This is a genomic window from Micrococcus sp. CH7, from assembly GCF_001595485.1.
Taxonomy (GTDB): Bacteria; Actinomycetota; Actinomycetes; order Actinomycetales; family Micrococcaceae; genus Micrococcus; species Micrococcus luteus.
In genome coordinates, this window is the sequence record NZ_LOSQ01000035.1 from 1 (window position 1) to 13,140 (window position 13,140).

Annotated in this window: 14 protein-coding genes and 1 pseudogene; 5 read left to right on the forward strand and 10 right to left on the reverse strand. The window is 73.2% G+C overall.

What is annotated here, in order from left to right:
* Positions 1-120: pseudogene (locus AUV08_RS11995) on the reverse strand (IS481 family transposase); the annotation flags it as partial.
* 224 nt (positions 121-344) lie between these two features.
* Here AUV08_RS11995 and AUV08_RS09120 point away from each other — a divergent pair.
* Together AUV08_RS09120 and AUV08_RS09125 are read left to right on the forward strand one after the other, a co-directional pair.
* Positions 345-1,409: a hypothetical protein gene (locus AUV08_RS09120; RefSeq protein WP_231862137.1), complete on the forward strand. Its 1,065-nt coding sequence runs from the start codon at positions 345-347 to the stop codon at positions 1,407-1,409.
* Positions 1,410-1,866: 457 nt separating this feature from the next.
* Entirely contained in the window at positions 1,867-2,445 is a 579-nt protein-coding gene (locus AUV08_RS09125) for a dienelactone hydrolase family protein (RefSeq protein WP_061867914.1), read from the forward strand.
* Between the two features lie 19 nt (positions 2,446-2,464).
* Here the strand turns inward: AUV08_RS09125 and AUV08_RS09130 are convergent, their stop codons facing one another.
* Both AUV08_RS09130 and AUV08_RS09135 read right to left on the reverse strand, forming a co-directional pair.
* The gene (locus tag AUV08_RS09130; RefSeq protein WP_061867915.1) at positions 2,465-3,868 is read right to left on the reverse strand and encodes an MFS transporter; all 1,404 of its coding nucleotides are present in this window, start codon (positions 3,866-3,868) and stop codon (positions 2,465-2,467) included.
* A 71-nt stretch (positions 3,869-3,939) separates the two neighbouring features.
* Positions 3,940-4,521, reverse strand: a complete 582-nt coding sequence (locus AUV08_RS09135; protein WP_036313994.1) for an LURP-one-related/scramblase family protein — start codon at positions 4,519-4,521, stop codon at positions 3,940-3,942.
* Positions 4,522-4,662: 141 nt separating this feature from the next.
* Between AUV08_RS09135 and AUV08_RS09140 the strand changes: the two genes are divergently transcribed.
* From AUV08_RS09140 to AUV08_RS09150, 3 genes are read left to right on the forward strand one after another with little or no spacing between them, the layout of a single operon-like run.
* Positions 4,663-5,853: an LLM class flavin-dependent oxidoreductase gene (locus AUV08_RS09140; protein ID WP_036313995.1), complete on the forward strand. Its 1,191-nt coding sequence runs from the start codon at positions 4,663-4,665 to the stop codon at positions 5,851-5,853.
* Positions 5,850-6,539 carry an FMN reductase gene (locus AUV08_RS09145; protein ID WP_061867916.1) on the forward strand — a complete coding sequence of 230 codons (690 nt, stop codon included), beginning with the start codon at positions 5,850-5,852 and terminating at the stop codon, positions 6,537-6,539. The genes AUV08_RS09140 and AUV08_RS09145 overlap by 4 nt, the downstream gene beginning before the upstream one ends.
* Positions 6,511-7,056, forward strand: a complete 546-nt coding sequence (locus AUV08_RS09150) for a MarR family winged helix-turn-helix transcriptional regulator (RefSeq protein ID WP_227717910.1) — start codon at positions 6,511-6,513, stop codon at positions 7,054-7,056. The genes AUV08_RS09145 and AUV08_RS09150 overlap by 29 nt, the downstream gene beginning before the upstream one ends.
* Positions 7,057-7,155: 99 nt before the next feature.
* Here AUV08_RS09150 and AUV08_RS09155 read toward each other — a convergent pair whose 3' ends face one another.
* The 7 genes from AUV08_RS09155 to AUV08_RS09180 all read right to left on the reverse strand — a co-directional run bounded on the left by AUV08_RS09155 (position 7,156) and on the right by AUV08_RS09180 (position 13,040).
* Complete coding sequence (locus tag AUV08_RS09155; protein WP_228062783.1) at positions 7,156-8,400, reverse strand: trypsin-like serine protease; 1,245 nt, start codon at positions 8,398-8,400, stop codon at positions 7,156-7,158.
* 122 nt (positions 8,401-8,522) lie between these two features.
* Positions 8,523-9,524 (reverse strand): SseB family protein, encoded by a 1,002-nt coding sequence (locus tag AUV08_RS09160; protein ID WP_036383338.1) that lies wholly within the window; start codon positions 9,522-9,524, stop codon positions 8,523-8,525.
* Entirely contained in the window at positions 9,521-10,306 is a 786-nt protein-coding gene (gene priA, locus AUV08_RS09165; RefSeq protein ID WP_020628149.1) for a bifunctional 1-(5-phosphoribosyl)-5-((5-phosphoribosylamino)methylideneamino)imidazole-4-carboxamide isomerase/phosphoribosylanthranilate isomerase PriA, read from the reverse strand. The genes AUV08_RS09160 and priA overlap by 4 nt, the downstream gene beginning before the upstream one ends.
* 32 nt (positions 10,307-10,338) lie before the next feature.
* Positions 10,339-10,497: a hypothetical protein gene (locus AUV08_RS12085; RefSeq protein ID WP_004167696.1), complete on the reverse strand. Its 159-nt coding sequence runs from the start codon at positions 10,495-10,497 to the stop codon at positions 10,339-10,341.
* Positions 10,497-11,156, reverse strand: coding sequence for an imidazole glycerol phosphate synthase subunit HisH (gene hisH / locus AUV08_RS09170; RefSeq protein WP_036383340.1), 660 nt, complete (start codon positions 11,154-11,156; stop codon positions 10,497-10,499). The genes AUV08_RS12085 and hisH overlap by 1 nt, the downstream gene beginning before the upstream one ends.
* Positions 11,156-11,737, reverse strand: a complete 582-nt coding sequence (hisB, locus tag AUV08_RS09175) for an imidazoleglycerol-phosphate dehydratase HisB (protein ID WP_152743305.1) — start codon at positions 11,735-11,737, stop codon at positions 11,156-11,158. The genes hisH and hisB overlap by 1 nt, the downstream gene beginning before the upstream one ends.
* A 181-nt stretch (positions 11,738-11,918) precedes the next feature.
* Entirely contained in the window at positions 11,919-13,040 is a 1,122-nt protein-coding gene (locus AUV08_RS09180) for a histidinol-phosphate transaminase (RefSeq protein ID WP_036383342.1), read from the reverse strand.
* Positions 13,041-13,140 lie beyond the last annotated feature (100 nt).

The following is a 13,140-nucleotide window of genomic DNA, read 5'->3' on the forward strand; positions in this document are numbered from 1 at the left end:
CGTGGGCCGGCTCACCCGGAACTCGGCGGCCACGTGCGCCTGCGGGATCCCGTCGTGCAGGTGGCGGTGGACCATCCTGAGACGGCCGGTGGGAGTCAGGGGTGCGTTAGCGTGAGTCATGAGTGGGTCTCTTCTGGCAGGTGGGTTGTTGAGGAACTTCCATCCTGCGGGAGAGGCCCACTCGTCTCATCTCAGCCCGGTACGGATGTCAAGAACCTCATGACCCACAACAACTAGGCTTGTCCCCACGCCCCCTGCAAGATCTCTGCGTCGGCGTCCGGCGGATAGCGAGGGGTCGTGGCGCGCCACCTACCGCTCTTCGCTACTATCGCTCGCCAAACGCATTGCCGGCCGCCACGGGCCGTTCCCTCGGCTTCCACCTCATCCTGGCCACGCAGCGGGCTACGGGTGCGGTGGGCTCGGACCTGCGCTCGAACCTGGGCAGCACGATCGCCCTGCGCACAGCGACGGAGCAGGAGTCGTGGGACCTGGTGGGCACGGCCGCCGCCGCCCGGCTCGACCCGCGCCGCCCCGGCTCCGCGATCCTCTCGACGGCGGGGCGTCCGCCGGTCTCGTTCCGCGCATCCCAGTGGACGGTCGACGGCGGCACGCCCGTGTGGCGGCGGCTGGGCGAGGCCGCCCCTGCCGTCGCCCCCTGGGAGGCCGTCGTCTCGGTCCTGGTGGAGAAGTACGCAGCGGGTGACTGGCCGACACCTCCGCCCGTGGTCACCCCCGCCCTGCCGGAGCGCTGGGTGCCGGACCGCAGTCGCCGGGCCGAGGCCACGGCCCTGGCCCTGCTCGACGACGCGGCCCACGGCCGGCACCGTCCGTGGCGGTGGCCGACCGGCGCGGAGGGACGCACCGCGTGGATCGTCGAGTCCGCGGGAGGTCGCGCGGAGACGCTGGCCGCCGTCGTCGAGGTGGCGATGCGCAGCGGCGGGCCGGTGGCAGTCCTGGACGGCACCGGAGAGGCCGCGTCGGCCGCGCGGTCCGGGCTGCCGGTGCTGACCCCGGACGCCGAAGGGGCCGGGGAGGTCGTCCTGGCCCGCCTGCACGAGCTCGCGGCCGCCGGCGGCACGGCCGTGATCACGGGCTGGAACGCGTGGTCCGGCCTGCGCGTCGGGGACACCTACCGCACGGTCGAGGAGGACGTGCACGACTGGCTCGGCCGTCCGGCCGCCGCCGGGCTGCGGTTGGCGGTGTTCGGCGGCCGTGAACTGGCGACGGGCCGGCTGCTGCTGCACCTGCCCCACCGCTTCTTCGTGCCGGCCGGAACGAACGCCGAGCACCGGCTCGTCTGGCCCCGGCTGGCCGAGGTCGAGCCCCTTCCAGGGCGGGCCGTGCACATCAGTCCCGCCGTCCCCGAGCCCGGGATGCCCTGCCAGCTCGCGTCTCCCGCACCGGCGTGACCGCACTGACGGCGATGCCGCGTGGACGTCACGGGCGAGCGCACCGGGAGCAGCCAGACATGGCGCCCCTTCGTCGCCGTACGTCCGAAGCGGCCGCGGCATCGTCCGGCGATGACGTCCTGGAGGTCGCAGGACGGATGGGGCGAGGAGGCCGCTGCCCGCTCGTACCTCGAGCGGCCCCGTGACCGATCGCACGAGTGGCTCGGCACTCATGCAGAAGATTCCTCGCCGCTCGCCCGCGCAGTCTCCGCCCGCGCGACGTCAAGACTGAGACGGTGCTGTCCTGGGGTCACAGCGAAGAGAACCCAGGGCACCGGTCAGGGAAGCACTGCGCTTGCCCTCCACGCAATGAGCGCCAACTCGCCCGCGGCTGAAGACGGAGCCACCTCACTTCTTCGCCCCCGATCACCCACCCGCACTCTGGGGCAGCCGCTCACCGCGGTCTACGCTCTGACCCATGGCGCAGATCGTCCTCTTCCACCACGCCCTCGGTCTCACAGACGGCGTGCGCGCGCTCGCCGAACAGATCGCCGGCGGCGGTCACACCGTCCACACCCCTGACCTCTACGACGGCCGCACCTTCGCCACCGTGGACGAGGGTGTCTCCCACGCCCAACAGATCAGCTTCGAGGAGATCGGCCGGCGCGGCATGCGGGCGTGTGCCGAGCACCAGGAGGCCTCCGTCGTCGCGGGCATCAGCATGGGCGTGATGCCCGCCTGGCGTGCCGCCCAGGTGGTCCCCGGCTTCCGCGCGTGCATCGCCATGGCCGGCGCCCTGGCCCTCGACGCCTACGCCCCGCTCTGGCAGCCCCACACCGCCCTGCAGATCCATCTCGGCACCCGCGACCCCTGGGCCCTCGAGGGCGACCTCGAGACCGCCCGCTCCTACGCGGCTACCGCCGAGCACCCGGACCGCCCCGCCGACCTCTTCGAATACGACACGGACCGGCACCTGTTCATGGACTCCTCCACCGCCGACTTCGACGCGGACCTCACCGCCGTGCTGGTCCGCCGCATCCACGAGCTCCTGGCCTGAGCCGCGAAGCAGGCCCGGCTCAGGCGGAGCGCCGCCCGCGCGCCACCGTCGCCAGGGCGGCCAGCAGCACGAGCACGAAGCCCGCAGCCGCCGCGAACACGTAGCCCGCGGACGGGGCGACGCCGTCGATGAACACGCCGGCCAGCGGGGCGCCCATCGCGGCGCCCGCGGTCATGGCCGAGCCGTAGAAGCCCATCGCCTCGCCACGCCGCTCCTCCACCACGAGGTGCGAGAGCCGGGACGAGGCCGAGGCCAGGGTCGGCGCCGTCAACAGACCCGAGGGGATCGAGGCCAGCGCGAGCGCCCACACCCCGTCCACGAGCGCGAGCGGCACGGTCGCCACGGCGAACAGCGCCATCAGCAGGTACGGGTGCACCTGACGGCCCCAGGCCCCATAGAACAGCCCGCCCACGGCGGAGGCGCCGCACCAGAACGCGTAGACCAGACCCACCGACGCCGCGGCGCCCTGCGACTCCAGCTCGGCCACCATCGAGACCTCGGTGCCGACCATGACGATCCCGGCCGCCATCGACACCACGAGTACGCCGAGCACCTCCGACCCGACCCAGGAGAAGTGGCTCCGCCGCCACTGCCGCAGCCGCTCGGCCCGGGCCCGACGCGGCGCCGTCGTCGGCCCGGAGCCGTCCGCGGCGATGACGGGCAGCGACCCGGTGACCAGGGGGATGGCCTCCGTGATGGCCGGCAGCGCACCGGTGGCCAGGCTGGGGGCGGCCATCTCCACGTGCATGGGCGCGGCGGTCACCGCCTGGGCGATCGCCTCCTGGCGGTCCTCCTCCTCGGTGTACGGGTCCTCGGTCGCCGGTCCGACGACGGCCAGTTGACTCGACCGCGTGGGCGGGTTGAACCACATCAGCAGGATGCCGCCCAGCGCGCTGGAGAGGCCGACGATCGTCAGGCCGAGGGCACTCGACCACGTGGCCGCGACGACGGCGCCCAGCGCCGGGCCCATCATGAAGATCGTCTCCGTGACGATGGAGTCCAGGGCAAACGCCGTCTGCCGGTCCTTGCCGTGGGTGAGCACGCCGAGTCCCTGCCGGACGACGGAGAAGATCGGCAGTGAGAACACGCCGCCCAGGAACACGGCCAGGAGCATCGGCCAGAACGGCAGCCACGGGACGATCGGCCAGATCACCGCCTCCGCGATCACGGAAGGCAACAGTGCACGGCGCAGCCCCTTCGCGTCCACCACGCGGCCCCGCCACGGCGAGCCCACCGCGATGCCCAGCGTCATCGCCGCCCCGGCCAGGCCGGCCTGGCCGTAGCCCAGGCCCAGCGTGAGAGCCACGTGGAGGGTGAGGATCACCCCGGCCGCGGTGTGCGGGAAGCGGGCGATGAACCCCACCGCCAGCAGATGGCGGATCCGAGGGTCCTGCAACAGCCGTCCGTACGCTCCGAAGTCCACCGTCGAATCCTACGGGAGGGGTCAAGGCACGCCCCGGAGGCGCCGTCGAGACGGCCGCGCGCTCGGCGGACTCAGCCGTTGCTGCGCCGGTCCTTGGCCCGGATCAGGTCGAGGGCGATGGCCGTGCCGAGCACGGCGCAGCGCACCACGGGCGGCATGCCGGGGTCCAGGCGCATCTCGTACCGCGAGCGCCCGGCCAGGGCGTTCATGACGCCTCCGAACCGCGCGGTCACGCGGGCGATCGGCTGCTGGCCCACGGTCATGGCGTAGTCGTGGTCCCACAGGTCGCCGGTCACCGCGAAGCACGTGCCGTCCACGACCTCGACGTTCACGGACGTCCGCAGGAACGCGAACTGGCGGACGAGGTGGGCCAGGGGCAGCCCGTCAGCGTCCAGGATCGCGAAGCGGTCGCGGCCGAACGTGGCCGGGTCGGCGAGGCGGAAGAGCACGCGGCCGTCGTCACCGTCGACCACGTCGAAGCTGCGGTTCCCCATCAGCATTCGGCCCAGGCCCCCGCCCGTAGTGACCACCGAGACGACGGTGCGCCCGTCCGGGTCCGTCACCTGGATGTCGTTGGACAGGAAGCTCGTCACCTGCTGCAGGATGAGGACGTCCGTGTGGGCGAGGCGACCGGCGTCGAAGGCGGGGCTCATGGGACCAGTCTGCCGTGTCGGGCCCTGCGGAATATTCAGGACGGGGCGGCTCGTTGTGCGGTATAGTTCATTTTTGAAGAACACGGCGACGGCGCGGCCGGCACCGTGAGACCCGCCCCCGGGCACACTGAGGAGCACACCATGCAGTTCGGCGTCTTCACGATCGGCGACATCACCGCCGATCCGACGAACGGGACCGCCCCCACCGAGCATCAGCGGATCAAGGACACCGTCAAGATCGCCCGCCACGCCGAGCAGGCGGGCTTCGAGGTGTTCGCGACCGGCCAGCACCACAACCCGCCCTTCGTGGCCCCGGGCAACCCGCCCACGCTGCTGGCCTACCTGGCCGCGCAGACCGAGACCCTCCAGCTCTCCACGGCGACGACCCTGATCACCACCATGGACCCGGTGCGTCTGGCCGAGGACTACGCGTACCTGCAGCACCTCGCCGACGGTCGCGTGGACCTGACGATGGGCCGCGGCAACACCGGCCCCGTGTACCCGTGGTTCGGCAAGGACATCCGCCAGGGCATCCAACTCGCCGTGGAGAACTACAACCTCCTCTACCGCCTGTGGCATGAGGAGACCGTGGACTGGAGCGGCAACCACCGCACCCCGCTGCAGGACTTCACCCTCACCCCGCAGCCCCTGGACGGCGTCGCCCCCTTCGTGTGGCACGGCTCCATCCGCTCCCCCGAGATCGCCGAGCAGGCCGCCTACTACGGCGACGGCTACTTCCACAACAACATCTTCTGGAACAAGGAGCACGTCATCCAGATGGTGCGCCTGTACCGCCAGCGCTACGAGTACTACGGCCACGGCAAGGCCCATCAGGCGTACGTGGCCCTGGGCGGCCAGGCCTACATGGCGAAGAACTCGCAGGACGCCGTGGCGGAGTTCCGCCCCTACTTCGACAACGCGCCGGTCTACGGCCACGGCCCGTCCCTCGAGGACTTCTCGAGGATGACGCCCCTGACGGTCGGCTCGCCGCAGCAGGTCATCGAGCGCACGCTCACGTTCCGCGACTGGGTGGGCGACTACCAGCGTCAGATGTTCCTCATCGACCACGCCGGCCTGCCCACGGACACCGTCCTGCGGCAGATCGACCTCTTCGGCGAGGAGGTCCTGCCCGTGCTGCGCAAGGAGTTCGACGCTCTGAAGCCGGACGACGTCCCGGCGGCCCCGACCCACGAGTTCCTCGTGGCACGCGCCCGCCGCGGCGAGGCTCCCGTGCCCGGCGGCAAGGAGGGATCGCAGGCCCAGCTCGACCGCGCGGCGGCCGCCGAGCAGCGCGCCACCGCCGATGCCGCGAAGGGCGGTGCCGCGCAGTGACCACCCCCGGCGCCCCCGATGCCTCCGCCCCGTTCACGCCGCAGGCCCGGCACCTCGCCGTGGTCTCCGGCGGATCCGGGGACCCGTCCCAGACCCGCATGCTCGCCGAACGCATGGCCGAGTCCGCCTCGGCCGCGCTCTCCGAGCACGGCGTGGTCCCGCAGATCCACCTGATCACGCTGCGGGAGCTCGCCACGGACATCGCGCAGGCCCTGGTGACCTTCGCGATCTCCCCGGCCCTGCGCGCCGCCCTGGACGAGGTCGCCCAGGCCGACGCCGTCATCGCGGTCTCGCCCACGTACAAGGCCTCCTACTCGGGCCTGTTCAAGTCCTTCTGGGACCTCGCGGAGCCCACGTCCGTCGTCGGGGTGCCCGTGCTCCTCGGCGCCACCGGCGGCACCGCCCGCCACTCGCTCATGATCGACACCGCCATGCGGCCGCTGTTCGCCTACCTCAAGGCCCGCATCGTGCCGACCGCGGTCTTCGCGGCCTCGGACGACTGGGGCGAGGCGGCCGGCGTGCAGGCCTCGATGCGGACCGACCCGCTGCAGTCCCGCATCCGGGCCGCCGGACGCGACCTGGCCGAGATCACCCTGAACCGCCCCCCGCGGGCACGCGCCGCCGCGCCCGCGGACCTCGACCTGGAGGTGACCCCCTTTGAGCAGCTCCTCAACCCCGGCCCCTGAGCCCGCCACGCAGGACGCGGCGCCGGCGGAGCCCGACGGCGGCTGGTTCGGCTCCGCCTCGGAGGCGCACCGCCCGGTGGACCCGCCCAAGCGCGCCTGGCGCGCGTACTTCGAGGCCACCCAGATGCTCACGGAGGTCCTGGAGCGCCGCCTGAAACAGGACTGCGGCATGTCGCTGGCCGACTACAACCTGCTGCTGCTCCTCTACGAGTCCCCCGAGGGCCGGCTCCGGCTGGGAGAGCTGGCGTCCCGGATGGTCTTCTCGCCGTCCCGCATCACCTACCAGGTGAAGACGCTCGTGGCCCGCGGCCTGATCGACCGCCGCCCGGTGGCCTGTGACCGGCGGGGCTTCGAGGCCGTCCTCACCGACGAGGGCCGGTCCGCCTTCCGACGCGCTGCGATCGAGCACGCCCGGCAGGTGGACGAGCTCTTCCTCGGCGACCTGGCGCCGGGCGAGGCGGAGTCCCTCACCCGGATCTTCTCCCGCCTGGGGCGGCGACTCGAGGGGCTGTGCTGACCGCGTCCCCACCTGGCCGGGGCCGCCCCGGGACGTCACGAGGCCCGGTGATCCGTGCGGGATCACCGGGCCTCGTCGTGCCGTTGGGGGCGGAATCGATCAGCCGACCAGCTGACCGCCCAGGGTCACGGTGGCGTCCGTGGCGGCGCCGGCCGCGTCGACCACGGTCACCACCACGGAGCCGCCCGCGGGCACCTCGGCCGGCACGGGCAGCCAGGCGCGGTACTCGCCGGTGAGGTCCAGGCCGTCCTGGCCCAGGACGGTGCCGTCCGCGTCATAGGCCGTGACGGTGACGGAGGCGAAGCCGCCCTGTTCGGTCTGCGCGACCACCTGGGTGCCGTAGGCGACACCCTCGGCGGGCGCGGCCACGACGTCGGTCACGCCCGGCGCGGCGGCCTCGGCGGCCGGGGTCTCAGCAGCGGGGGCCGCCTCGGCGGCCTCCTCCTCCGCGGCGGCCTCGGCGCGGGCCTTGAGCTCGGCCGCGATGGCCTCCTCCTCGGCCGGCGTGAACTCCGTCAGCTCGGACTCGTCCACGGCGGGCTCGCCGCCGGTGGGCAGGTCCTCGTCGGCCACGGGGCCCGCGACGTCGGCGATCGCCGGGGCGGTCTCGGCGGCCGGAGCGGTCTCCGCGGCCGCGGCGGTCTCCGCGGCCGCGGCGGTCTCGGCGGCGGGCGCCGCGGAGGCGTCCAGCGCGTCGAGGGACTCGACCGGGACCATGATCGAGGACATCGCCTGGGCGTCGCAGCCCACCACGTTGCCCTCGGCGTCGAAGGTCACCGGGGCGATGCCCGAGATGACCCCGACCACCCGCTGCTGGGCGTCATAGACGGCCCCGCCCGAGTCGCCGGCGTAGGTCGAGGCGGTGTCGAGGGCAACCTGATCCGCGTACGCGTCGTCGCAGACCGTGGCGGCCTCGAAGGTCTGCGTGTGGGACACGGTGTTCGGCGCGCCCAGCGGCACGGACGAGCCGTGGGTGTAGACGGTCTCGCCCACACCGATGGACGAGGCCGGCCGCGTGGACCAGTCGCCCACGACGTCGACGTCGTCGGCCAGGGCCACGCGGACCGCGTCCACGCCCGAATCGCCGGGCAGTGCCGAGACGGTGCCGATCGCGGTGCCGTCGACGTCGCGGACGGTCGAGCCGATCTGCCATTGGCCCGCACCACAGTGGGCCGCGGTGTAGGCGGTGGCGTCGTCGACGATGGTCAGACTGCACGCCCCGGCCGGCGCGGTGATCGCCGAGCCCTGGGTGAGCGTGGTCTGCGCGAGGGCGGGGCCGGCGCCGGCCACCACCACCGCGCCCAGCGCCGCGGTGGCGACGCCGGTCAAGGTTCTGGTTCTCATGGGTACTCCTCGGAGGATGGGAGGCATGGGGCCGGCGCGCGGCGCACGGCCTCCAGGACGGGGTGGGGCCACCACGGGCCCTCCCCTCCCCCTTAACGGTACCGGACAGGCCGGGCGACCGATCAGGGTCGGCGGACCGTGATCTCCACGGAGTCGGCCCGCTCGGCCAGCAGCGGCAGGTCTGCCAGGAGGGTCTTGAGCGTGGCCGTCATCAGGCGCACCCCGGCCGCGTCGGCGTCCCGGGTGGGCATCGCGACGATCTGCAGCTCGGGCCCGGCCCCGCCTCCGTTCATCACCGCGCCGGAACCCGTGTGTGTGGCCACCCCCGACCCGGGTGCGAGGCCCAGGTTGAGCAGGTTCGGGACCAGGTCGGCGACCTCGGCGATCTCGTCCGCGATCTCCTGGTCCCGATAGGCGGGGGTCCACTCCCTCTGCTGGGCGAGCGACCACACGGCCGGGCGTCGCACCACGTACGTGTGCTCGGCGCCGGCGTCGATGACGACGAGCTCACAGCCCTCGTCCACGGCGGACAGGCAGGCACGCGGCAGCCACACGGCCACGGGTCGGGCGACCGGGTTCCACGCCGTCAGCGCGGGCACGTTCGTGAACACCGGCAGCGCCTGCCGGCCGTCCGGCGCGCGCATGGTCACGAGGGCCACGTCCGCGGCCTTGTCCCCGTGCGCCGCGACGTCGTGCTCGTGACCGGTGTGGTCGGCGTGGTCGTGGACGTCGTCCTCGTCCACGGCAAGGGTGGGCACGACGGCGGCGAACACGCGGATGCGCGCGAGCACCTCCGTCACCTCCCGCTCACCGGCGGAGCCGTCCGTCAGGGCCGCCATGACGGCGGTCCACTCGGCCGGGCTGGTGCCGTCGTCCTCGTCGAACACGTGCAACGGGTTCGCGGAGCCGTCCACGCCGGGGCCGGAGAGGTCACGGCCCTGCCACGGGACGCCCGCGGTGTCCGCGGTGTTCTCGCCCGCGGTCTTCTCCCGCATGCGGTCGAGTGCGGCCCGGATGTGCCCCGGCAGCTCCCGGGCCGCCGGATGCGGCACCGCGACCGTCTCGTCGATCGGACCGAGCCCGTCGTCGCGGCCCAGGCCGCCGTCGTCGTGCGAGCCCGTCACGGGGCGACCGGGCCGGGCTGCTCGGAGCGCGCCTGCTCCACCGTGGCGCCGCCGGCGACGGCCAGCGCCTGCTCCAGGCTGAAGCGGCCGGCGTACAGCGCCTTGCCCATGATCGCGCCCTCGACGCCCTGGCCGGTCATGGCCGCGAGCGCGGCAACGTCCTCGAGGGAGGAGATGCCGCCCGAGGCGACGACCGGCTTCGCGGTCTTCGCGCAGACCTGGGCGAGCAGCTCCGTGTTCGGCCCCTTGAGCGTGCCGTCCTTCGTGACGTCGGTGACCACGTAGCGGGCGCAGCCGGCATCCTCGAGGCGGGCGAGCACCTCCCAGAGGTCGCCGCCCTCCTTGGTCCAGCCGCGGGCGGCGAGCGTGGTGCCGCGCACGTCGAGGCCCACGGCCACCCGGTCGCCGAAGCGCTCGATGACGCGCGCGGTCCAGTCCGGGTCCTCGAGGGCGGCGGTGCCCAGGTTCACGCGCGCCGCACCCATCTCGAGGGCGTTCTCGAGCGAGGCGTCGTCGCGGATGCCGCCGGACAGCTCGATCTTCACGCCGATCTCCTCCACCACACGGCGCATGACCTCGCGGTTGTCACCGCGACCGAAGGCCGCGTCCAGGTCCACGAGGTGGATCCACTCCGCGCCGGCGCGCTGCCAGTCCAGGGCGGCGGTGACCGGGTCGCCGTACGAGGTGGCGCTGCCGGCCTCGCCCTGGACGAGGCGGACGGCCTGGCCGTCCTGGACGTCGACGGCGGGCAGCAGCTCGAGGGCGGGGGCGTTCGGGGTCATGGGGTTCCTCTCGGGTGGGGCGGCCGGCGCGGTCAGGCGCCGACGGTCAGGAAGGAGGCGGCGATGGCCATGCCGGCCAGCACGAGGACGATCACGATGGCCCACAGCGGCGCCTTCTGCGTGCGCATGGACCAGGCGGCGCCGAGCAGCAGCCCGCCGAGGGCGAGGTAGAGGACGGACCAGTAGGGCATCAGAGGGTCTCCAGCCAGTTGCGCAGCAGCTGCAGCCCGGCGTCCCCGGACTTCTCGGGGTGGAACTGCGTGGCCGACAGGGGGCCGTTCTCCACGGCGGCGATGAAGTCCGCGCCGTGGTGCGCCCAGGAGACCTGGGGCGGACGCATGGCGGAGATCGTCTGGTCGAACTCCCATTCGAGCACGCCGTAGGAGTGGACGAAGTAGAACCGCTCGTCCTCGATGCCCGCGAAGAGGGCGCTGCCCTCGGGCGGCCGGACGGTGTTCCAGCCCATGTGGGGCAGGACCTCGGCGGGCAGCTCGGCGACGACACCCGGCCACTCCCCCATGCCTGCGGTGCGCTCGCCGTGCTCGACGCCGGCGTCGAAGAGGATCTGGTGGCCCACGCAGATGCCGAGGACGGGTCGGCCCCCGGCCACGCGGCGGCCGATCCAGCGGGTGCCGCCGACCTCGGTCAGTGCCCGCATCACGGACGCGTACGCCCCGACGCCGGGCACGAGCAGCCCGTCGGCCTCCTGCACGGCCTGCGGATCGCGCGTGAGCTCGACCTCCGCGCCGGCCCGCTCCACGGCACGCAGCGCCGAGTGCACGTTGCCCGAGCCGTAGTCCAGGACGGCGACGCGCGGCCGCACGCCGGGGACGGTGGTGGGGCGGGCCATCAGAGGGCGCCCTTGGTGGAGGGCACGCCGGTCATGCGGGGGTCGTCCTCGACGGCGGCGCGCAGGGCGCGGGCGAAGGCCTTGAACTGCGCCTCGACGATGTGGTGCGGATCCCGGCCTCGCACGACGTCCATGTGGAGGCAGATCGCCGCGTGGTACGTGATCGACTCGAACACATGGCGGGTCATGGAACCGGTGAAGTGCCCGCCGATGAGGTGGTACTGCTGGCCCTCGGGCTCGCCCTCGTGCACGAGGTACGGCCGGCCGGAGACGTCGACGACGGCGCGCGCCAGCGCCTCGTCCAGCGGCACGGACGCCTCGCCGAAGCGGCGGATGCCGGACTTGTCCCCGAGCGCGGTCTTGAGCACCTCGCCCAGGGTGATGGCGACGTCCTCGACCGTGTGGTGCACGTCGATGTGCGTGTCCCCGGTGGCACGGACCGTCAGGTCGATCTGGGAGTGCCGGGACAGCGCGGTGAGCATGTGGTCGTAGAACGGCACGGTGGTGGAGATTTCAGCGCGGCCGGTGCCGTCCAGATCCATCTCGACGTACACGTCCGACTCGCTCGTGGTGCGCGTCATGCGCGCACGGCGTCCGGAGATCAACTCGGCTGCCACGGGTCCTCCTCGGGCTGGGTCCGCACCGGTCCGGGACGGGTGCGGGGGGATGCGGGTGCGCGCGGCCGGTGCCGGCGGGCCGGGGCGCCGCGCGCGCTGTCCCTATCCTAGGGAGCCGGGCGGACGCCGAGACTCCGGTGACGCCTCAGGACCGGTCCCCGGTCTCGCCGAGGACCTCCGCGAGAGCGGTGAGGAACGCCGTCGTCTCCGCCTCGGTGCCGGCGGTGACGCGCAGGTGGTGCGGGATGCCGACGTCCCGCACGAGGACGCCGCGGTCGAGCAGGCGGCGCCACACGTCGGACGCGTCCTCGAGGTGACCGAAGAAGACGAAGTTCGAGTCGGACACCGAGGGCCTCAGTCCCAGGCCGCGCAGGGTGGAGACGATGCGGTCGCGCTGGGCCTTGATGTCCTCCACGGTGCGCAGCAGCGCGTCCACGTGATCGAGGGCGGCCTCCGCCGTGGCCTGCGTGACCGCGGAGAGGTGGTACGGCAGGCGCACCAGGCGCAGGGCGTCGGCGACGGCGGGGTCCGCGGCCAGGTAGCCCAGGCGCGCGCCGGCCAGGGCGAACGCCTTGGACATGGTGCGCGTGACGATCAGCCGCTCACGGCCGGGCAGGAGCGTGAGGGCGGAGCGGGTGCCGGCGAGGGCGAACTCCGCGTAGGCCTCGTCCACGACGACCATCGCGCCGGGCCCGCCGGCAGCCTCGTTCTCCGCCTGCGCGGCGTACACGGCCTCGATGGTCGCCAGGTCCAGGGCGGTGCCCGTCGGGTTGTTGGGGGAGGCCAGGAAGACGACGTGCGGACGGTGCTCCCGCACCATGGCCGCCGCGTGCTCGGCGCTGAGGCTGTGGTCTTCGGCGCGGCCGCCGTCCACGAACACGGTGTCCGTGCCGCCGGCCAGCAGCGGGTACATCGAGTACGAGGGCAGGAAGCTCAGCAGTGTCCGCCCGGGGCCGCCGAAGGCCTGGAGGATCTGCTGCAGGATCTCGTTGGAGCCGTTGCCGGCCCACACGTGATCCGCCGTGAGGCCGTGGCCGAGGTAGCCGGCGAGCGCGCGGCGCAACCCCGTGAACTCGCGGTCCGGGTAGCGGTTCAGCCCCCCGGCGACGGCCGCGACCCGCTCGGCGATGGCGGCGGCGACCTCCTCCGGCACCGGGTGCGTGTTCTCGTTGGTGTTGAGCATGTACGGCACGTCCAGCTGGGGGGCGCCGTAGGGGCTCAGGCCGCGGAGGTTCTCGCGCAGGGGCAGAGTGCTGAGGTCGGTCATGGCCGCCAGTCTAGGTGTTGTGGGTCATGAGGTTCTTGCCACGGGGTACGGGCTGAGATGAGACGAGCGGGCCCCGCCCGGCAGGATGGAAGTTCCTACA